Origin of the sequence: Sphingomonas populi (genome assembly GCF_004208535.1) — a bacterium.
GTDB classification, from domain to species: Bacteria; Pseudomonadota; Alphaproteobacteria; order Sphingomonadales; family Sphingomonadaceae; genus Sphingomonas; species Sphingomonas populi.
The window spans coordinates 1-19,970 of record NZ_SGIS01000053.1 but is presented as its reverse complement, the minus strand read 5'-3'; the positions used below and the strand labels follow the sequence as shown (position 1 = coordinate 19,970).

Annotated in this window: 14 protein-coding genes and 1 tRNA gene; 9 read left to right on the top strand and 6 right to left on the bottom strand. The window is 65.4% G+C overall.

Annotated elements, in window-relative coordinates:
* Positions 1-353 precede the first annotated feature (353 nt).
* The 4 genes from EWE75_RS21575 to EWE75_RS21560 all read right to left on the bottom strand — a co-directional run bounded on the left by EWE75_RS21575 (position 354) and on the right by EWE75_RS21560 (position 6,739).
* Positions 354-2,465, bottom strand: coding sequence for an Atxe2 family lasso peptide isopeptidase (locus tag EWE75_RS21575; RefSeq protein WP_231708495.1), 2,112 nt, complete (start codon positions 2,463-2,465; stop codon positions 354-356).
* Between the two features lie 14 nt (positions 2,466-2,479).
* Positions 2,480-5,056 carry a TonB-dependent receptor plug domain-containing protein gene (locus EWE75_RS21570; RefSeq protein WP_130160156.1) on the bottom strand — a complete coding sequence of 859 codons (2,577 nt, stop codon included), beginning with the start codon at positions 5,054-5,056 and terminating at the stop codon, positions 2,480-2,482.
* A 76-nt stretch (positions 5,057-5,132) separates the two neighbouring features.
* Positions 5,133-6,155 carry a FecR family protein gene (locus EWE75_RS21565; RefSeq protein WP_130160155.1) on the bottom strand — a complete coding sequence of 341 codons (1,023 nt, stop codon included), beginning with the start codon at positions 6,153-6,155 and terminating at the stop codon, positions 5,133-5,135.
* Positions 6,152-6,739 carry an RNA polymerase sigma factor gene (locus tag EWE75_RS21560; RefSeq protein WP_130160154.1) on the bottom strand — a complete coding sequence of 196 codons (588 nt, stop codon included), beginning with the start codon at positions 6,737-6,739 and terminating at the stop codon, positions 6,152-6,154. The genes EWE75_RS21565 and EWE75_RS21560 overlap by 4 nt, the downstream gene beginning before the upstream one ends.
* Before the next feature lie 451 nt (positions 6,740-7,190).
* Between EWE75_RS21560 and EWE75_RS21555 the strand changes: the two genes are divergently transcribed.
* Positions 7,191-8,411 (top strand): hypothetical protein, encoded by a 1,221-nt coding sequence (locus EWE75_RS21555; protein ID WP_231708494.1) that lies wholly within the window; start codon positions 7,191-7,193, stop codon positions 8,409-8,411.
* Positions 8,412-8,425: 14 nt separating this feature from the next.
* Here the strand turns inward: EWE75_RS21555 and EWE75_RS21550 are convergent, their stop codons facing one another.
* Positions 8,426-9,649, bottom strand: a complete 1,224-nt coding sequence (locus tag EWE75_RS21550) for a tyrosine-type recombinase/integrase (RefSeq protein WP_130160153.1) — start codon at positions 9,647-9,649, stop codon at positions 8,426-8,428.
* A 162-nt stretch (positions 9,650-9,811) separates the two neighbouring features.
* Positions 9,812-9,898: transfer RNA gene (locus tag EWE75_RS21545), tRNA-Leu, on the bottom strand.
* 104 nt (positions 9,899-10,002) lie between these two features.
* On the opposite strand from EWE75_RS21545, the gene EWE75_RS21540 reads away from it, so the two are divergent.
* The 8 genes from EWE75_RS21540 (at position 10,003) to EWE75_RS21505 (ending at position 19,847) form a co-directional block, all read left to right on the top strand.
* A complete protein-coding gene (locus tag EWE75_RS21540; RefSeq protein ID WP_130160152.1) occupies positions 10,003-10,938 on the top strand; it encodes a complex I NDUFA9 subunit family protein in 936 nt (311 codons plus the stop codon).
* A gap of 65 nt (positions 10,939-11,003) precedes the next feature.
* Entirely contained in the window at positions 11,004-11,813 is an 810-nt protein-coding gene (locus EWE75_RS21535; protein ID WP_130160151.1) for an undecaprenyl-diphosphate phosphatase, read from the top strand.
* 161 nt (positions 11,814-11,974) lie between these two features.
* Positions 11,975-13,417, top strand: coding sequence for an NAD(P)-dependent oxidoreductase (locus EWE75_RS21530; RefSeq protein WP_130160150.1), 1,443 nt, complete (start codon positions 11,975-11,977; stop codon positions 13,415-13,417).
* A 164-nt stretch (positions 13,418-13,581) separates the two neighbouring features.
* Positions 13,582-14,001, top strand: a complete 420-nt coding sequence (locus EWE75_RS21525) for a DUF2059 domain-containing protein (protein ID WP_130160149.1) — start codon at positions 13,582-13,584, stop codon at positions 13,999-14,001.
* The gene (locus EWE75_RS21520; protein ID WP_130160148.1) at positions 13,998-14,228 is read left to right on the top strand and encodes a hypothetical protein; all 231 of its coding nucleotides are present in this window, start codon (positions 13,998-14,000) and stop codon (positions 14,226-14,228) included. The genes EWE75_RS21525 and EWE75_RS21520 overlap by 4 nt, the downstream gene beginning before the upstream one ends.
* Before the next feature lie 2 nt (positions 14,229-14,230).
* Positions 14,231-18,742, top strand: coding sequence for a glutamate synthase large subunit (gene gltB, locus EWE75_RS21515; protein ID WP_130160147.1), 4,512 nt, complete (start codon positions 14,231-14,233; stop codon positions 18,740-18,742).
* Between the two features lie 43 nt (positions 18,743-18,785).
* Complete coding sequence (locus EWE75_RS21510; RefSeq protein WP_130160158.1) at positions 18,786-19,457, top strand: glutathione S-transferase family protein; 672 nt, start codon at positions 18,786-18,788, stop codon at positions 19,455-19,457.
* Between the two features lie 18 nt (positions 19,458-19,475).
* Positions 19,476-19,847 carry a tRNA-binding protein gene (locus tag EWE75_RS21505; protein ID WP_130160146.1) on the top strand — a complete coding sequence of 124 codons (372 nt, stop codon included), beginning with the start codon at positions 19,476-19,478 and terminating at the stop codon, positions 19,845-19,847.
* The last annotated feature ends 123 nt before the right edge of the window (positions 19,848-19,970 follow it).

The window sequence follows — 19,970 nt, the reverse complement described above, 5'->3', positions numbered from 1 at the left end:
ACTGGAGCCGATCGGCAACATCCCTCCCGCAGAAGCCGAGCAACGATACTATGCCATGCTGGACGACATCCCGATGGCCGCGTAACTTAAACCAAATCGCCTCCGGCGATCCCGGTGCGGTTCAGTCCGCTGGTTCGCTTTGAGTCTGCGAGCAGTCTGTCTGCAATCGGCCAACCTTACACAGTGGCGGAATGGCAAGTGGCTCCACAGAATTCCCTATCCTCGGCAGGATTGTTGCCGTTGGCGTCAACAGCGCCGGCTGGCCAAATCTCCAATGCCGACCAAATCATAAGCCGAGAATCAGCGTCGCCAGCAACCTCGATCAGATCTACGGGAACGTGGACCGAATAACTTCAGGGCGGCAATGCGCCTGGGCCAATGGACCTCCGCATGGCTTCCCAGCGAGCATATTGTGAAGCCTTCGCCGGATCGGAGTCCACAGGGGATTGCAGCCAGAACTGAAACCAGTCGAGATTGCGCTCATAGATCGCGCGGCGGTGGGCGGGCTGCCATTTGATATGATGCTCGCCGGGATAGACGTGCATCTCCACCGGCTGGTCGGCCTCGCGCAACGCGGTGAACGTCTCGAGGCCGAGCAGATATTCCTCGTCGGCGAGTTGCATCAGCAGCGGCCGGTTCATATCCCGCGCATTGAGCACCATCGAATAGGGCCGCCAGAAATCGGGATCGTCGCGGCTCGCGGGCGGATAGCCCATGGCCCGCATCGCGTCGGCATAGGCGATGCCGCCATAGGTCATGACCGACTTGGGCTCGACGCAGCAGGTGCTGATCGAGGCCGCCGCAAACATCTTTGTGTTGATGAGCGCGAAGCGTGCCGTCGAGGCGCCATCGCTCAGGCCGGTGATGCCGATCCGCGCCGGATCGGCGATCCCGCGGGCGATGACCATGTTGACCCCGGTGACCAGCGACGACAACAGGCTCCGGCGCTCAGCCCATCCCTTGCCGTTGGCGGCATTGACATCGTCATAGGATCTGATGCCGGGCCGACCTTGCGCGACGAAGGCGGGCCGCTCGATGCTGAGGACGGCAAAGCCGCGCGCGGCGAAGGCATGGATCGGATATTCGTCGCCGGTGCCGCCGCGCAGGAAGCCGTCGCTGTGATACTGCACCACGATCATCGGCAGCCGCGTGCCCGGCTGATAGCCCGGTGGAAGGACGAGGTCGCCCCAGGCTTCAAGCCCAAGATCGTTGCGCCACCGGAGCCGCTCGACCTTGCCGAGCCGGATCGTTCCGAATTCGGGATTGGGGTCATAGACCGGCCGCACATGACCGCTGGCCGGATCGACCAACACCAGTTGGCGCGGCGTGACGGCGTTCTCGGACGTGCAGAGGAGTCCGCCATCGGCCTGCGTGCAGCCAAGCAGGACATCGTCGGTGAGTAGCGCCCGTCTCGGCGCGCCTTCGCCCGGACGCCAGCGGTACAGGCCCATTTGCCCGTTCGCCCAGCCCTCGCGTCGCAGGAAGCGAAGTTCCTTGCCCCCCTCCGCGTCCCACCACAGGCCGGTAAAGCCTCCGGCGCAGGCCGTCGCCGTGCAGGTCACGCGTCGGCCCGAGCGATCGGTGCTGACAAGCCGCAAGAGACTGAGCGGAGAGGCGTCGCTGCGTTCGGTCCAGGCCCGGCGACCGTCGGACGAGACCGCCAAGGGCGCGATCGAACTGCCCGACTGGTCTTCCATCGGGACAAGCGATCGCTCGGTCGCGCCAGCCGGCAAGACCTCGCCGCTTGTCGGATCGATCATGAAGGCCTCGCGCGGCGGCGACCCGGGGATGAGCGGCCGGGCCGCGACATTGGGGGCAAAGCGCGCGTCGTAGAGCCAGCCGCTGCGGCCTTCCTCTGCGATGCGCCGCCGGGCGTCCTCCTGACCCGGCTGCGCTACATAGACGATGCGCCGCCCGTCGCTGGTCCAGGCCACCGCCTCGACGTCGACCGGCGATCTGGTAACGACCTCAGCCCCGCTGCCATCGGCCCGCGCGCGCCAGACCTGGGTGATGCCATGGTCGCGCCGGAGATAGGCGATCCACAGGCCGTCGGGCGACCAGGTCGGCGTCAGCAGGGCCGGGAAACCGATATCGACGACCAGCCCTCTTGCGAGGGTGCTGTTGGTAATCATCTCGCCGCCGCGATCGAGGATGCGCGGGTTCGGCGGGCCGGACAAATTGATCACGACAAGTGCGCGACAATAGCTGTTGGTGTCGGGGTTCGCACGATTGAGGACGAACGCCGCCTCACGGCCATCCGGCGAAATACTGAGCGGGCTCGGCTGCCCGAACATTGAGCCGTCGGGCTGGCCGATATCGCGGAGCCTGAGCAGGTCGTCGGGGGTGATCGATCGGGTCGCCTGGCGTGCGCCGGGCGACGGCAGCAGATCCTCGCATGCCGCCATGGCAGGCGTGGCGCTTGCCATGAGGCAGAGAATGAACAGGACACTGGCAATGAAGGCCACGGGACGGTGCGGCCTCACCATGATTTGGCGATCCCGATGCCGACATAGCGGCCGATCGGCGAATAGTTGGTCGAGTCATAAGCGGTGTCGGAATAGACCGAGGTTGCGATCGTGCTGGGATGATCATCGAATGCGTTCTGCAGGCTGAGGCTGATCTCGAGCCCGTGCAGCGGACCCTGGCTCGCACCAAAGGCATAGCGGGCGGTAAGATCGAGCGTGGTCATGCCGGCGATCGGGATGGCCGGGCTGGCGCGGGTATCGTCGATGCCGCCGATATGGCTGGCGGTTGCGTTGAGGGTCAGGCCGCCCTTGCTCCAGGTGATGCTGCCGCGCCCGCGCCAGTGGGGCGGATTGAACAGCGTGCCGGCCTTGGTAACGACCGGCGCCCCGGGCGTGAGCTGCTGGTTGCTTTCCAGATAGGTCGCGTTGAGCGCAACGCCGAGCCTGCCACCATTGCCCCCGAGATCGGTGCGATAGTCCGCGAGCAGGTCGAGGCCCCGGATCGACTGGCGCCCGGCATTCACGCTGCTGTTGTCGATGATCGCGACGACATTGGCGGGATTGTACGCCTGGCCCGAGACGTTGAAGAACTGGGCAGCATCGGCGATCGTCGCCGCGACGGCGTTCGCCCCCGGATTGAGCGTGACCTGGTTCGTGTAGAGCGCATTGCTCAGCGCCTGCGCCTGGAAGCTGATCGGCGTGACGATGCGGTTGGTGTAGTGGGTCGAGAAATAGCCGAGCTGGAGACGCAGCCCCGGCAGCACATGCGGATTGTACTCGATCGTGGCGGTCGAGGTCTGCGCGCGCTCGGGCTTGAGCGCGGCATTTCCGCCCTGGACCAGCAGCGCGGTCGCCCCTGTGGGATAGCCGCTGCCGCCAAGGCTGGCCGCCGGATAGAGCAGCGCGCTGCGCACCTGATATTGCTGGAACAGCGTGGGGGCGCGGAAGGATCGGCCCCAACTCCCCTTGACGGTCAGGTCGGCAATGGGCGCGTAGATGAGGCCGACTTTGGGGGTCGCGACCGAGCCGATCCCCGGATAGCGCTCGTAGCGAACCGCGCCGCTCAGGTTGAGACGGTTGATCCCGGCAATGTCCTGCTCCGGCGAGACGAAGGGGAGGCTGAGTTCGCCGTAGGCATAATAGCTGTCCTGCGACCGCTTCACATTGTTGATATTGCCGGCCCCGCGAAAGGCATCGAGCGTGTTGTCGCGGTAGCCCGTGCCGACCGCCAGCTTCGCTGGCCCTCCGGGCAGGCGGAACAGGCTGCCATCGGCGGCAAGCTCGACCGAATGGCCGCTGTTGCAGTAGCAGACGAAGGCGGTGCTGGTCTGGAGGCTGCCCGCAAAGCTGTTGCTATGCAGCTGCACCTTTTCCTCGCCATATACCCCAGACAGCGACAGCCGCCAGGCTCCCAGGTCGAGCTTGAGCGATGGCGCAACCGCAAGGGAGCGGCTCGTCGAACTTTGCTCCGTGTGGCTGACCGCGAGGTCGCCGGCCGCGTTGAGCGGAAAGCCGGATGTGCTCCAGCGCTTGTTGAACAGGGCATCGACCGTGAATTCGAGACCATCGGCGAGCGCCTGGTGGCCCGCCAGTGCGACCGCGTGACGCCGCAGCGCCGGGTAGATGGTGACGCCCGGACGTGATGCCGCATAGGATCGATCGTCGGAGAGAATGTTGGTATTGCGGGCGAACTCATAGGCGGCGATCAGGCCACCCGAGGCCCATCGCCTGCCAGCGACCGCGCCATATTGCTGCTGGAAGTCTCCGCCGTCGGTCGATCCGCCGATATTCGCGCGGGTCTCCAGGCCATCATAGTCGCGCTTCAGGATGATGTTGGCGACGCCCGCGACAGCGTCGGAGCCGTAGAGCGCCGATGCGCCATCGGCGACGATCTCGATCCGGTCGACCATGCCGAGCGGGATCGCCGAGACGTCGATGCCCTGGCGCGACCCGTTATAGGCAAGGCGATGGCCGTTGAGCAAAGTCAGCGTGGCGTCGCTGCCGAGACCGCGCAGGTTGATGGTCGAAGCGCTTCCAACATTGATGCCGCTGGCCGACGGCACGTTTGCGCCGACCCCCGGATTCTGGCCGCCGCCGAAATTCTGCGGGATGCTGCGCGTCACGTCGCCAAGACTGGTCTGCCCGGCGTCTCGCATGGCCTGCTGGTCGAGCCGGAAGACCGGCGATGCGACCGGCGCGCCGCGAATCCGGCTGCCTGTCACGACGATGTCGGAATCGGCCGAACCCATGGTGGTGGCCTGCGCGACGGGCGTCCGCTCAATGACCAGGCCGCTTCCGACGGCGCGCTGGCGGAGCCCCGACCCGGCGAGAAGCGCCGCGACGGCCTCCTCCGCCGAGAAGTCGCCATCCAGCGCCGGCGCGCGCTTGTCGTTCACAAGGTCCGCGGGCGCCGCGATGTTGCGCCCGGACGCGATGGCGACCGCGCGCAGCGACGCCGCGAGCGGCTGCGCCGGGAGATGATAGGTCTTCCGCCCGACCTCGCCGGCCATAGCGGGTGCGGTTCCAAGGACAAGAGCCGCCATGCTTGTCGAGATCGAGGCGGCAATCAACGCGTCACGCAATATTCCCATTGCAAGTTCCCCCTGCGACGCACGGACACGGCATCGCTTGGGGACCTCGACAACGCAGCGGCGGTTTACCCTGGGATTATTTTGAGGCCGCCGACGGGCGCCCGAGCAGGATGTTGCCCTGATCGTCGCGAGACAGGGAGAGATCGAACATCGCGGCCGCCATCCGGGCCAGGCCAAGGGGATCGCGCGCGGTGAAGGTGCCGCTGAACCGCAGCTCGCCAAGCGCGGGATCGGCAAGACCGATCTTCACGCCATTGTAGCGGTTGGTAGCCGCCGCGACCTCGGCAAGCGGCGTGTCGTCGAACGAGAGCATCCCCGATGTCCAGCGCGTCTCGGTGGCGCTGAGCGCCGTGGGCGAACCTGGTGCGGCCCGGCTTTCGATCGCCAGTCGCTGGCCGGGCTTGAGGAAGCGGCCCTTGCTGGCCAGTCCATTCGTATCAGCTGGGAGGCCGGTGACCTCGACCGAACCTCGCAGCAGCGACACCAGCACGCGCGCGCCCAGTCGTTCGACGTCGAAGAGTGTCCCGTGGGCAATGACCGTCCCGCTTCCGGCCATGACAATGAACGGGCGCGCCGGGTCATGCGCCACGTCAAACCGGGCGCGGCCCCGCTCGAGCGTCAGCCGGCGCTCGCCGGTCGTGTAGGCGATTTCGAGCAACGTGTCGGTATCGAGCGTCACGCGGGAACCATCGGCGAGCGTGACCGTCCGGATCTCGCCCGTTCGGCTTGCGACTTCGGTCGGGGCCGTCGGGCTGGTTCCGATCACGCCGAAGCGATGCAGTCCAACGCCTGAAAGCACGACCAGGACCATGGCGGCCGCTGCGGCAACGGCAATCCTCGGCCAGCGTAGGGCACCGGATGTCGCGGCCTGCCGTCGCGATGCTTCACCGATCGGTGTTCGGCCGGCCAGGGCCATGCGCTCCCAATTGCCAAGAACGTCATCATAGATTTCGGCATTGTGTGGGGAGGCCGTGTACCAGTCCTCGAACGCGGCGTGATATTCGGCGCCGCCAGGCCCGCGCAGACGGCCCAGCCAGGCAATCGCTTCGTCGCGCACGGCCTCATCCGTGCCAGCTTCCTTACCGACGTCGGGTGTCAACGGGACCTCAGCATGCGGTCAAGATGGGCGATTGCCTTTGTCATATGCCACTCGACGCCTTTTACGCTCAATCCGGTTTGCTTGGCGATCTCGTTATAGCTGTGACCGTCGACGCGATGGGCAAGGAAGATGCCGCGTGTCTTCGGCTTCAGTCGTATCAGCGCGTTCTGGAGCCGATCCAGCAGGTCGCGGGCCTCCAGTGCGGCGGTCATGTCAGGCCCGGCCAGGGATTCCTCCTCGACCGGGACATGCTGCGCAAGCGAGCGTTGCAGGGCCGATCGCGCCCGGTTCCGCAGCAGGTTGGTGGCAATCCGGTTCAAATAGGCTTCCGGTTGCTCGATTGTCCTGTCCGGGACGTTTGCCGCGTCGGCGAGCCTGGCAAAACTCTCCTGCATCAGGTCATCGACGTCCTGGCCATCGGCGCGGCGTGCGAAGTAGCGACGCAGGCCCGGCCCCTGCGCCCGGTAAAGGTCTTCGAGCGCCAGTACCGATCCAGCGGCGACACGGTCGTCGGGCGGCAGGGGGTCGCCCTCGGCAATCCGCGCAGCCGACAAGGATGTCAGGGCGTCAGCGATCAGTCGCATCGGGCCTGTCCTTGCCCGGTGCCGATATGGCCGCGTCCGCGGCGAAATCTGGTCAGTCCATCTTCCATGCCTGGCTCGCCTCGTCATCCGAGGCAAAGCCGGCCGGAGCCGGGTGTTGAGAACGTGCATGAGAACACGCGCCGACGCCTTTGGCCGCGAACGGCTTGGACATGCGCGTCGGCCACCCGGCCGCACGATGGCGGGTAAATCATCCCATGCGAGGTTCTCACGCCTCGGCACCGCCAAAAAAGCGGTGCCAGATCAGACTAATGCAGGATCGAAGAGAAGCAAGCCCGGGGTTTCGGGTTGTGATCGGCCCGCGGCGTGGACGATCAGGCGTCCTGGCCAACGCATGAAACGCCGATTGCCGGCCACTCGGGTGCGGAAAAACTTTCGCGAGAAATTACCAGGGATGATCGCGCCTGAAGTGTCTGCCGTCAGGCGACATAGGATGAAGGGCAGTCTTGTTGGTGAGATGGCAGTGAACAGTGCGAAACGGACGAATTCAGAAAGTGACCCGGTTGGTCCCGCCAGCCTGACCCGCCAGGAACTTCATGCGCTGGTCTGGGCACATCCCGTCAGCCATCTCGCCGAGCGGTTCGGGATATCCGACCAAGGGCTGGCCAAGATTTGCGATCGGTTCGACATTCCACGTCCTCGAGCCGGGCATTGGAACAAGATCGCCGCAGGCAAGGGCATCGCTACGCCGGCATTGCCGCCTGCCAGGACCGGCACGGACGAGACGATCACGATTGTCCCGCCCACTGCTGGAGGCGTCACGCCAGTCGGGCACAGCGCTCTCGCGGCCGCGCGCCAAAACGCCAGGCCGGTACACGTAACCGAGCGTCTGTCGGATCCGCATCCCATCATTGCCGGTTGGCTTGCGGATCGAAAGGAGGCCATCGCGAAGGGACGGTCGGTCGCCGACATCTGGGCCAACCGACCGGTTCCTGCCGCGCCTTTTACGCCAACCGAACGGCGCCGTCTCAGGGTACTCGATGCACTGCTCAAGGCGCTGGAGGCGGCGCAGGTCGTAGTCACCGAGAACGGTCGGCGTGGACTCGTTGCCCGGTGCGGACGAGACGAGATCGAATTTCAGGTGAAGCCCAAGCTTAAGGAGGTGCGGCAACCGCTCACCCCCGAGGAGAGGCGATGGTACGCCGGCAAAGAATACAGGCGCGAACTGGTCGAGACCGATACGCTGGTTTTCGAGGTCAAACGCTGGTTGCCCGGCGACTTGCCGCACAAATGGCAGGACGGTCGCAAGGGCACGATCGAGACAATGGCTGGTGATATCCTGGTGACCCTGCTTGCCGCATTCCCCTTGATGGCGATGGCGCGCGAACGGGCGGAGGAGCGGGAACGGCTGCGACAAATCGAGGAGCGCCGCCGATATGAGCTGCAGCAGCAACGGAAGCTCGAGGAGAACCGCTTTCGGCGTTTGCTCGAACATGCCGGCAAGTGGCGCGAAGCCGAGCTTGCCCGAGACTTTCTCGGCGCGCTTCGTGCCGCGATCCCGGACTCCACGTCGCTCATCGACGGCAAACCGGCCGGCGAGTGGCTGGAATGGGCGGAGGCGCGCGCGTCACTCCATGACCCGCTTCAGTCGGACCCGCTCGGGATATTCGAAACGATCGCCAAGGTCACGAACTGGACCTATCGCGATACCTGATCAGGATCGGCCTTTCAGCCGCGAGCAAAGTTCGGCTTCAGCACCTTGGCGCCGTCGCGCAACTGGTCGAGATGATCGGACCAGTGCTGCATCATGCGCACGCGCTCGTCCCAATATTCGCCGCGGGTGTAGGCACGCCGGATGGCGTTGGTCTCCATATGGGCGAGCTGGCGTTCGATGGCGTCGGGATTGAACTTGCCCGTTTCGTTGAGCAGCGTCGCCGCCATCGCCCGAAAACCGTGCGCCGTCATCTCCTCCTGGCCGAAGCCGAGCGCCCGCAGCGCCGCATTGATGGTATTCTCCGACATCGGGCGACGCGGCGAGCGGAAGGAGGGAAAGCAGTATTTCCCCGTGCCCGTCAGTTCCCAGAGCTGCTCGAAGAGCTTGGTTGCCTGCGTGGACAACGGCACCCGGTGCGGCCGCCGCATCTTCATCTTCTGCTCGGAGATGTTCCAGACCGAACGGTCGAAGTCGAACTCGCTCCACTCGGCCTGGCGCAATTCGCCGGGGCGCACGAACAGGTGCGCCGACAGCCTGAGCCCGAACAGGGTGATGGCATGGCCGGTATAGCCTTCGATCGCGCGCATGAGTTCGCCCGCGCCCTTGTCCGTGGTGATGGCGGCGAGATGCTTGGCCTTGGGCACGGTGAGCGCGCCGCGCAGGTCGCGTGCCGGATCGGTTTCGGCCCGCGTGGTCGCGATGGCATAGCGGAACACGCGACCAAGCACGCTGCGCATGCGCCGTGCGCTTTCGTAGCGGCCAGTGGCCTCGATCGAGCGGAGGACAACAAGCACCTCCTGCGCCGTGATCTTGGCGACGGGGCGATTGCCGATCCTGGGATAGGCCTTGTCGAGCAGCCAGCGAATCTTGCTGAGGGTGATCTCGGCCATCCCTTCGCGTTCCTGCTTGGCGACCCATTCCTCGGCGACCAGCTTGAAGCTGTTCTCCTCGGACAGCATTTCGCGCGCGGTGGCGAGCTTGGCCTCGTGCGAAGGATCGAGCCCGGCCGCGATCAGCTTGCGCGCTTCGTCGCGCCGCTCGCGCGCATCGCCGAGACCGACATCGGGCCATGCGCCGAAGGAGAGCGTGCGCTGCTTGCCGAGATAGGCATAGTTCAGCCGCCAGAGCTTCCGGCCGTTCGGCTTGACGAGGAGATAGAGGCCGGCGCCGTCGGTGAGCTTGTATTCGCGCTCCCTCGGCCTGGCGCTCGTAACGGTCGTCGCGTAGAGTTTTCCCATGGTATCGGCCCGTCCATAAGGGGCCTTCGATACCATGCAGGATACCATATTTGTTCCCGATTGGTGCCGGATCAGCCCGGATTTGACCGGACGGTCTTAGCACAAAAAGTGGCTGAAATCAGCCACTTTTCGGACGCTCTCGGATGTCCCCGGAAGAACAAATGGTGCCCAGAAGAGGACTCGAACCTCCACGACCTTGCGATCGCCAGCACCTGAAGCTGGTGCGTCTACCAATTCCGCCATCTGGGCACGGGGTAGGGGCGGGCCTTTAGGGGAGGCGGAGCGGCCTTGTCAACAGGGCTGTTGCTGGGGCACAGGCGAACCCACGCGATCGGCATGAGGAATGAACGAGCATGAACGACAAGCTGGTGACGGTGATCGGCGGCGGTGGCTTCCTGGGGCGCTATGTCGCGCAGGCGCTGATGGCGCGTGGTGCGCGGGTTCGGATTGCGCAGCGCGATCCGCGTTCGGCCTGGTTCCTGAAGTCGCTCGGCAGCCTTGGGCAGACCCAGTTCGTCGGCGCCGACGTCACCAAGCCCGAGACGGTCGCACATGCGGTCGCGGGTAGCGACGCGGTGGTCAATCTGGTCGGCATCCTCTCGGGCGATTTCGCCAAGGTGCATGTCGCCGGCGCGCGCGTGGTCGCCGAGGCGGCGCGTGCCGCTGGCGTCGAGACGCTCGTCCATATGTCCGCGATCGGCGCCGACCCCGCCAGCACGTCCGCCTATGGCCGCAGCAAGGGCGAGGGTGAAGCGGCGGTGCGCGCGGCCTTCCCGACGGCGACGATCCTGCGCCCCTCGATCGTGTTCGGGCGCGAGGACCAGTTTCTCAACCGCTTCGCCGGCATGATCGCGAGCGCGCCGCTGGTGCCCGTGCTGCGCGCGCAAACGCGGTTCCAGCCGGTTTTCGTCGGCGATGTCGCGGACGCTGTCGCCGCCGCGATCGCCAATCCCGACCTGGCGGCGGGCAAGACCTTCGAACTCGGCGGCCCCGACGTGCTGACGATGGGCGCGCTGCTGCGCTGGATCGCTCAGGCGATCGGCCGCAAGCCGACGTTTCTGGAACTGCCCGACGCGATCGGCGGGTTGATCGCGATGGGCGGCGCACTGCCCGGCGCGCCGATCACGCAGGATCAGTGGAAGATGCTCCAGCTCGACAATGTCGTGGGCAGCGCGGCGGTCGGCTTCGCCGATCTTAAAATTTCCCCAACCCCGCTCGATGCGGTCGCCCCGACGTGGCTGGTCCGCTATCGTCGCAACGGGAGATTCGGCGCCCGCGCTGCCGCCTGAACGGTGGAGCACGACGGCGTGGACGAACGGCGGCGCGGTAGCGCCCGCCGCAAAGGGGGATTTGCGTGACCGATCTACTGACCATCATCCTGCTCGGCATCGTCGAAGGCGTGACCGAGTTTCTGCCCGTGTCCTCGACCGGGCACCTGATCCTCGCCTCGGCGCTGCTCGGTTATGATTCTGCCTATTGGGAAGTTTTCAACATCGTCATCCAGCTCGGCGCGATCCTCGCGATCGTCGTGCTGTACTGGCGGACGTTCTGGGCGGTGATCTCGGGGCTGTTGCGAGTCGATCCGGTGTCGATTCGATTCGTCCGCAATCTGCTCGTCGCGTTCCTGCCGGCGGCGGTGATCGGGCTGGCGCTGCACAAATATATCGAGGCGTTGCTCGCATCGCCCGTCACGGTCTGCGTCGCGCTGATCGTCGGCGGCTTCGCGATCCTGTTCATCGAGCGCACGGTGAAAGAAGGCGGCATCGCCGGCGTAGCTGACATTCCGCTGCCCAAGGTGATCGGCATCGGCTTCATCCAGTGCCTCGCGATGATCCCGGGCGTCAGTCGCTCGGGCGCGACGATCCTCGGCGCGCTCAGCCTGGGAGTCGAGCGGCGCACCGCGGCGGAGTTCAGCTTCTTCCTCGCCATCCCGACGATGCTGGGCGCTACCGCTTTGGAATTGGTCAAGAACCGGCATGAGCTTGCCGCCGGCGGCGGGGTTGGCTTCGGCGGCATCGCGATCGGTTTCGTGGTCGCGTTCATCGTCGCGCTGCTGGTGGTGCGCTGGTTCGTCGGCATCGTCACCAAGCGCGGCTTCTCGCCCTTCGCATGGTATCGGATCGTCGCTGGCAGTGCGGCGTTGGTATGGCTGTTGGCAAGGTAGGTCCGAAACGTACCTATTGGCATACGGAGATGTGGCAGAAACGGTCCTGCATCTCCGAAGTATCTCTATATAGGTAAACTTAGCTTACCTATATGGCCAAAAATGCGTGACAGGCGTAACAATCGCCTGTATAGCCGCGCCTGCAACCAGAGCAGGCGAAGATGGCAAACGATCACCTCCTGAAATTTGTCGACCGCGCGCAAAGCTATCCCGCGAAGCGCGATGCCGAAGATCGTGCGGAGGATTTCCGCGAGATCGCCAATCGGTATTCGGCGCCGGCGGCCGAGGATCAGGCCGGGCGCTGTTCGCAATGTGGCGTGCCCTATTGTTCGGTACACTGCCCACTGCACAACCACATCCCCGACTGGCTACGCCTCACCGCCGAGGGCCGGCTGCGGGAGGCGTATGAGCTGTCGAACAGCACTTCGACCATGCCGGAAATCTGCGGCCGGATCTGCCCGCAGGACCGGTTGTGCGAAGGCAATTGCGTCATCGAATTTTCCGGCCACGGCGCGGTGACGATCGGCTCGGTCGAGAAGTTCATCACCGATACCGCGTGGGAGGAAGGCTGGGTCGAGCCGCTCGTGCCGGGGCCGGCACGCGGCCAGTCGGTCGCGGTGATCGGCGCGGGTCCGGCTGGCCTCAGCGCGGCCGAATATCTGCGCGGGTTCGGCTATGACGTGCATGTCTATGATCGCTACGATCGTTCGGGCGGGCTGCTCACCTACGGCATCCCCGGCTTCAAGCTGGAGAAATATGTCGTCACGCGCCGCGTCCAGCGGCTGGCGGCTGGCGGCATCGTCTTCCACAATGGTTTCGAGATCGGCCGCGACGCCAGCCTCGACGACCTGCGCCAGCGCCACGACGCTGTGCTGATCGCCACTGGCGTCTACAAGCCGCGCGCGATCAAGGCGCCCGGCGTCGCCAGCAACGGCGTGGTCGATGCGCTCGACTATCTCACCGCCTCGAACCGCAAGAGCTTCGGCGATGCGGTGCCGGCGTTCGACGACGGCAGCCTTGACGCCGATGGCAAGCACGTCGTCGTGATCGGCGGCGGCGACACCGCGATGGACTGCGTGCGCACCGCGGTCCGCCAGGGCGCCGCCAGCGTGAAATGCCTCTATCGCCGCGACCGCGCCAACATGCCGGGCTCGCAGCGCGAGGTGGCGAATGCCGAGGAAGAGGGTGTCGAGTTCGTCTGGCTCTCCGCGCCCGAGGCGTTCCTCGCCGGGGATACCGTGACCGGCGTCAAGGCCAGCCGGATGCGGCTCGGCCAGCCCGACGCGAGCGGCCGGCGCGCGCCCGAGATCGACCCCGCCGGTGGCTTCGACGTGCCTGCCGATCTCGTCATCAAGGCGTTGGGCTTCGATCCCGAGGATCTGCCCGGCCTGTTCGGCGCGCCCGAGTTGGGGGTGACGCGCTGGGGCACCGTGCTGGTCGACAACAAGACGCTGATGAGCTCGCTCGACGGCGTTTTCGCGGCCGGCGACATCGTGCGCGGCGCCAGCCTCGTGGTGTGGGCGATCCGCGACGGTCGCGATGTCGCCACGACGATGCACGCCTACCTCAAGGCGAAGGCGGGCGCGGGGAAGGTCGCGGCGTGAGCGCGCGTAGGCTCTTTGCGCTGGCGCTTTTCGCAACGGGTGCGCCGTGCTTCGCGCAAACCACCACCGCTGCGCCTTCGCCCGCCATAGTTCCCGATGGAGCGCGCCGGGCTGCGGCGGCTGACCTGATCGATTTGATTTTCCCGCCTGCGACACGGGAACAGATGATCGATACGATGATGCGCGGTGCGCTTGCCAATATTCAGCAGGGCATGTTTCAGGACGGCGGGCTCGCGACGATGGTGGGTGACGATCCTCGCCTGCGCAAAGTTTTCGAAGACTTTATGGCGGAGCAACAGAAGCGCTCGCTCGAGACGATGCGTGCCGGTCTGCCCGGTATGACTGCGGCAATGGCAAACGCTTATGCGCGCCGATTCGATCTCACGCAGTTGCGTGACCTCAAGACCTTCTTCCAGACGCCGACCGGGCAGGCCTATGCGCAGGCGTCAATGACGATCATGTCCGATCCCGATGTCGCCGCGTGGCAGCGCGATCTGATGAAGCGTTCGATGAGCAATATCCAAAAGGATGTTGCTGAATTCTCCAGGCAGGTCGCCGCCATTGTCAGGAACAAGAAGCCATGATCGGGTACGGATTGCTCGCCGCCAACCGCTCGGCGATCCTCGATGACGTCGTCGCGGCGAGCCAGAGCGTCTATGGGCGCCGCTCCGCCGACGAGATCACCCGCTTCTTCAGAACGCTGGTGGGGCAGCGCTACGGCGGCCTCTACCCGCAACTGATTTCCGACGTGCAGGCGCGTCGTTATCTGACCAAGGCAGCGGCGGAGCCCGCCGACCAGAAGGCATCATAAGCATGGAAGACCAGCGCACCTATCTCGCCGAACACGGCATGTACCGCCCCGAGTTCGAGGGCGACGCCTGCGGCGTCGGCCTCGTCGCCGCGACCGACGGCAAGCCGTCGCGCCGCGTCGTCCAGTCGGCGATCGATGCCCTGAAGGCGGTGTGGCATCGCGGCGCGGTCGATGCCGATGGCAAGACCGGCGATGGCGCCGGGCTGCATGTCGATCTGCCCGCCAAGTTCTTCGACGATGCGGTGACGGCGTCGGGCCACAAGATGCGCCCCAACCGGCTCGGCGTCGGCATGATCTTCCTGCCGCGCACCGATCTCGGCGCGCAGGAAGCGTGCCGCACGATCGTCGAGAGCGCGATCATCGATCAGGGCTATACGATCTACGGCTGGCGGCAGGTGCCGGTCGATGTCTCGGTGATCGGCCAGAAGGCGCAGGCGACGCGCCCTGAGATCGAGCAGATCATGATCGCCGGGCCGATGCCCGACGCGCAGAGCGCCGCCGAGTTCGAGAAGGATCTCTATCTCGTCCGCCGCCGCATCGAGAAGCGCGTGATCGAGGCGCAGATCAGTGGCTTCTATGTCTGCTCGCTGTCGTGCCGGTCGATCATCTACAAGGGGCTGTTCCTCGCTGAGAGCCTGTCGGTGTTCTATCCCGATCTGGTCGATCAGCGTTTCGAGAGCCGCGTCGCGATCTTCCATCAGCGCTATTCGACCAACACTTTCCCGCAATGGTGGCTGGCGCAGCCGTTCCGCTGCCTCGCCCACAATGGCGAGATCAACACGATCCGCGGCAACAAGAACTGGATGAAGAGCCACGAGATCAAGATGGCCGCCAACGCGTTCGGCGAGCATTCTGAGGATATCAAGCCGGTGATCCCGGCGGGCGCCTCCGATACCGCCGCGCTCGACGCGACCTTCGAGGCGATCGTGCGCTCGGGCCGCGACGCGCCGACCGCCAAGCTGATGCTGGTGCCCGAAGCCTGGGGGCCGAAGGGCGAGATGCCGCGCGCGCATCTCGACATGTACAAATATTTCGCGAGCGTGATGGAGCCGTGGGACGGCCCCGCCGCGCTGGCGATGACCGATGGCCGCTGGGCCGTCGCGGGCGTCGATCGCAACGCTTTGCGCCCCTTGCGCTACACGCGCACTTCGGACGGCCTGCTGATCGTCGGGTCTGAGAGCGGCATGGTCGTCGTGCCCGAATCGACCGTCGTCGAGAAGGGCCGGATGGGGCCGGGCCAGATGATCGCGGTCGATCTCGACGAAGGCAAGGTGTTCACCGATCACGCGATCAAGGACCAGATTGCGGGCGAGGCCGATTACGGCGCGATGATCGGCGAGTTCATCGCGATGGTCGATCTGCCGGCCGCGCCCGCTGAGGCGACGACGCGGTTCGACCGCGCCGACCTCACCCGCCGCCAGGTCGCTGCCGGGCAGACGCTCGAGGATATGGAACTGATCCTCGCGCCGATGGTCGAGGGCGGCAAGGAAGCGATCGGCTCGATGGGCGACGATACGCCGCTCGCCGTCATCTCCGACAAGCCGCGCCTGATCAGCCAGTTCTTCCGGCAGAATTTCAGCCAGGTGACCAACCCGCCGATCGACCCCTTGCGCGAACGCCACGTCATGTCGCTCAAGACGCGGTTCGGCAATCTCGCCAACATCCTCGACACCGAGGATCGCCGCGATGGCGTGCTCGTGCTCGAATCGCCGGTGCTGACCGGCGCCGACTGGGCGCGGCTCAAGGCGCATTTCGGCGCGCAGGCCGCCGACATCGACTGCACGTTCGAAACCGGCGGCGGCCCCGAGACGCTGCGCGCCGCGATCACGCGGATTCGCGCCGAGGCCGAGCAGGCGGTGCGCGAGGGCAAGAGCGAGCTATTCCTCAGCGATCTCGCGATCGGTCCCGACCGCGTCGGCATCGCCGGTGTGCTGGCGGCGGCGGCGGTACACACGCACCTCGTGCGCCGGGGCTTGCGCTCCTATGCGAGCATCAACATCCAGACCGCTGAATGCCTCGATACGCATTATTACGCGGTGCTGATCGGCGTCGGCGCGACGACGGTGCATGCCTATCTGGCCGAAGCGGCGATCGTCGACCGGTTCGAACGCGGGCTGTTCGGTGATCTGACGCTTGACGAGTGCCTTGCCAACCACGTCCACGCGATCGACGAGGGTTTGCTCAAGATCATGTCGAAGATGGGGATCGCGGTGATCTCCAGCTATCGCGGCGGCTATAATTTCGAGGCGGTCGGGCTGTCGCGCAGCCTCGTCAACGATTTCTTCCCGGGCATGCCCGCGAAGATCTCGGGCGAAGGCTATGCCTCGCTCCACCTCAACGCCAAGCTGCGCCACGAGGCGGCGTTCGATACCGCCGTCGTCACGCTGCCGATCGGCGGCTTCTACCGCCAACGCCACACCGGCGAGACGCACGCCTATTCGGCGCAGTTGATGCACCTGCTGCAATCGGCGGTCGGATCGGACAGCTATTCGACCTACCTGCAATTCTCGCGCGGGGTCGAGGCGTTACCGCCGGTCTATCTGCGCGATCTGCTCCAGTTCAACTATCCCGACGAGGGCGTGCCGGTCGATCAGGTCGAGGCGATCACCGAAATCCGCAAGCGCTTCGTCACGCCCGGCATGTCGCTGGGTGCGCTCAGCCCCGAGGCGCACGAGACGCTGGCGATCGCGATGAACCGGATCGGCGCCAAGGCGGTGTCGGGCGAGGGCGGCGAGGACAAGTCGCGCTACACCCCCTATGCCAATGGCGACAACGCCAATTCCGGGGTCAAGCAGATCGCCTCGGGCCGGTTCGGCGTGACCGCCGAATATCTCAACGCCTGCGACGAGATCGAGATCAAGGTCGCGCAGGGCGCCAAGCCCGGCGAGGGTGGGCAGCTCCCCGGCTTCAAGGTGACAGAGTTCATCGCCAAGCTGCGCCATGCGACGCCGGGCGTGATGCTGATCTCGCCGCCGCCGCACCACGACATCTATTCGATCGAGGATCTCGCGCAGCTCATCTACGATCTCAAGCAGATCAACCCGATCGCGCGGGTCTGCGTGAAGCTGGTCTCCTCGGCGGGGATCGGCACGGTCGCGGCGGGCGTGGCGAAGGCGCATGCCGACGTCATCCTCGTCTCGGGCCATGTCGGCGGCACCGGCGCAAGCCCGCAGACCAGCATCAAATATGCCGGTACGCCGTGGGAAATGGGGCTCTCCGAAGTCAACCAGACGCTCACGCTCAACGGCTTGCGCGGCCGCATCAAGCTGCGCGCCGACGGCGGCCTCAAGACTGGCCGTGACATCGTCATCGCCGCGATCCTCGGCGCGGAGGAATTCGGCATCGGCACTTTGTCGCTGGTGGCGATGGGCTGCATCATGGTGCGGCAATGCCATTCCAACACCTGCCCGGTCGGCGTCTGCGTGCAGGACGAACGCCTGCGCGCGAAGTTCACCGGCACGCCCGAGAAGGTCATCAACCTGATGACCTTCATCGCCGAGGAGGTGCGCGACATTCTCGCCCGGCTCGGCGTGAAGAGCCTCGACGACGTGATCGGCCGCACTGAGTTGCTCCGTCAGGTCAGCCGTGGTGCCGAGCATCTCGACGATCTCGATCTCAACCCGATCCTCGCCAAGGTCGATGCCGATGAGGATCAGCGCCGCTTCAGCCTCAAGACGTGGCGCAACGAAGTGCCCGACAGCCTCGACGCGCAGATCATCAAGGATGCCGCTGCGGTGTTCTCGCGCCGCGAGAAGATGCAGCTCACCTATTCGGTGCGCAACACCCACCGCGCGGTCGGCACGCGGCTGTCGAGCGAGATCACCCGCGCTTACGGCATGGATTCGCTCGCCGACGGCCATGTTCACGTCCGCCTGCGCGGCTCGGCCGGGCAGAGCCTCGGCGCGTTCCTGTGCAAGGGCATCACGCTCGAAGTGTTCGGCGACGCCAACGATTATGTCGGCAAGGGTCTGTCGGGGGGCATCATCGCTCTGCGTCCGGTGGTCTCCTCGCCGCTCAAGTCGAACGAGAACACGATCATCGGCAACACCGTGCTGTACGGCGCGACCTCGGGCCGGCTGTATGCGGCTGGCCAGGCGGGCGAACGCTTCGCGGTGCGCAATTCGGGCGCGACCGTCGTCGTCGAAGGCTGCGGCGCCAACGGCTGCGAATATATGACCGGCGGCATGGCGGTGGTGCTCGGGCCGGTGGGGACCAACTTCGGCGCGGGCATGACCGGCGGCATGGCGTTCGTCTACGATCCCGATGGAAGCTTCGCGCGCCGTGCCAATTCGGAGAACATCACCTGGAACCGGCTGTCCTCGTCGCACTGGGAATCGGTGTTGCTCGCCCATGTCCGCGCGCACCATGCCGCGACCGATAGCAAATGGTCCGGCGCGCTGCTCGATGATTGGGGCCGCGTGATCGACCATTTCTGGCAGGTCGTGCCCAAGGAAATGCTATCCCGGCTGAGCCACCCGCTCGACGATCGCGAGGCTCTTGAGGCCGCCGAGTAGTTAAACCCTTCCTTGCCACATGGCGCGCGGCTACACCGGCGCCATGTGGCAACTCTACCAATTCCCGCTCTGCCCGTTCTCGCGCAAGGTCCGTCTACTGCTTGGTGAGAAGGGCGTCGGCTATGAGCTGGTGCGCGAATCGCCTTGGGCGCGGCGCGACGAATTCATCGACATGAACCCCGCCGGCCAGGTGCCGGTGATGACCGACCAGACGCGCAACCTGCTGCTGATCGATTCGATGGCGATCTGCGAATATTTCGAGGAGACGATCGACAAGAGCGCGATGATCTCCGGCTCCGCCGCCTATCGCGCCGAGATTCGCCGGCAGGTCGCGTGGTTCGATGCGCAGTTCTTCGCCGATGTCACCGCGCCGTTGCTCCATGAGCGGATGGAGAAGCGGCTCGTCACGCGCGTCGCGCCCGATTCGAAGGTGCTGCGCGAGGCGATGCGCGCGGCGGTGCGGCATCTCGATTATACCGATTATCTGCTCGATCATAACAACTGGATGGCGGGATCGACGATGACGCTCGCCGATCTCGCGGCGGCGGCGCACATCTCGGTGGTCGATTATCTCGGTGGTATCGACTGGAAGAACCACGAACAGACCGCCCGCTGGTATCGCGGGTTGAAGAGCCGCCCGAGCTTCCGCCCGCTGCTGTCCGAGCGGATGGACGGCATCCAGCCGACCTCGCATTACGACGATGTCGATTTCTGAACGGGTTCAGGAGGGCCGATGCACGTAACCCATGACCCCGATGCTGACGCATCGCCCGTCATCGGCTTCGACGACCTCCTCAAGGTCGATATCCGCGTCGGCACGATCGTCGAGGCGCTGCCTTTCCCCGAGGCGCGCAAACCCGCCTTCAGGCTCGTGATCGATTTCGGCCCGGTGATCGGCCTCAAAAAATCCTCCGCGCAGATCACCGAGCATTACACGCTGGCGGACCTCCCCGGCCGGCAGATCGCCGCCGTGGTCAACTTCCCGCCGCGCCAGATCGGCAAAGTCATGTCCGAGGTGCTGACGCTCGGCTTTCCTGATGCGGACGGGAAGGTCGTGCTGGTGACGCCGAGTGCGAGCGTGCCGAATGGCGGTCGGTTGTTCTAGGACGTGGTGACGATTTAAGGATCAGGGATTCCCAATCGCTGTTAAATCGGATTCAAGGCTGATTTTTGGAGATCAGCGATGGATTGCGATGCGCTTCGGGATGATCAATGGGACCGGATCAAA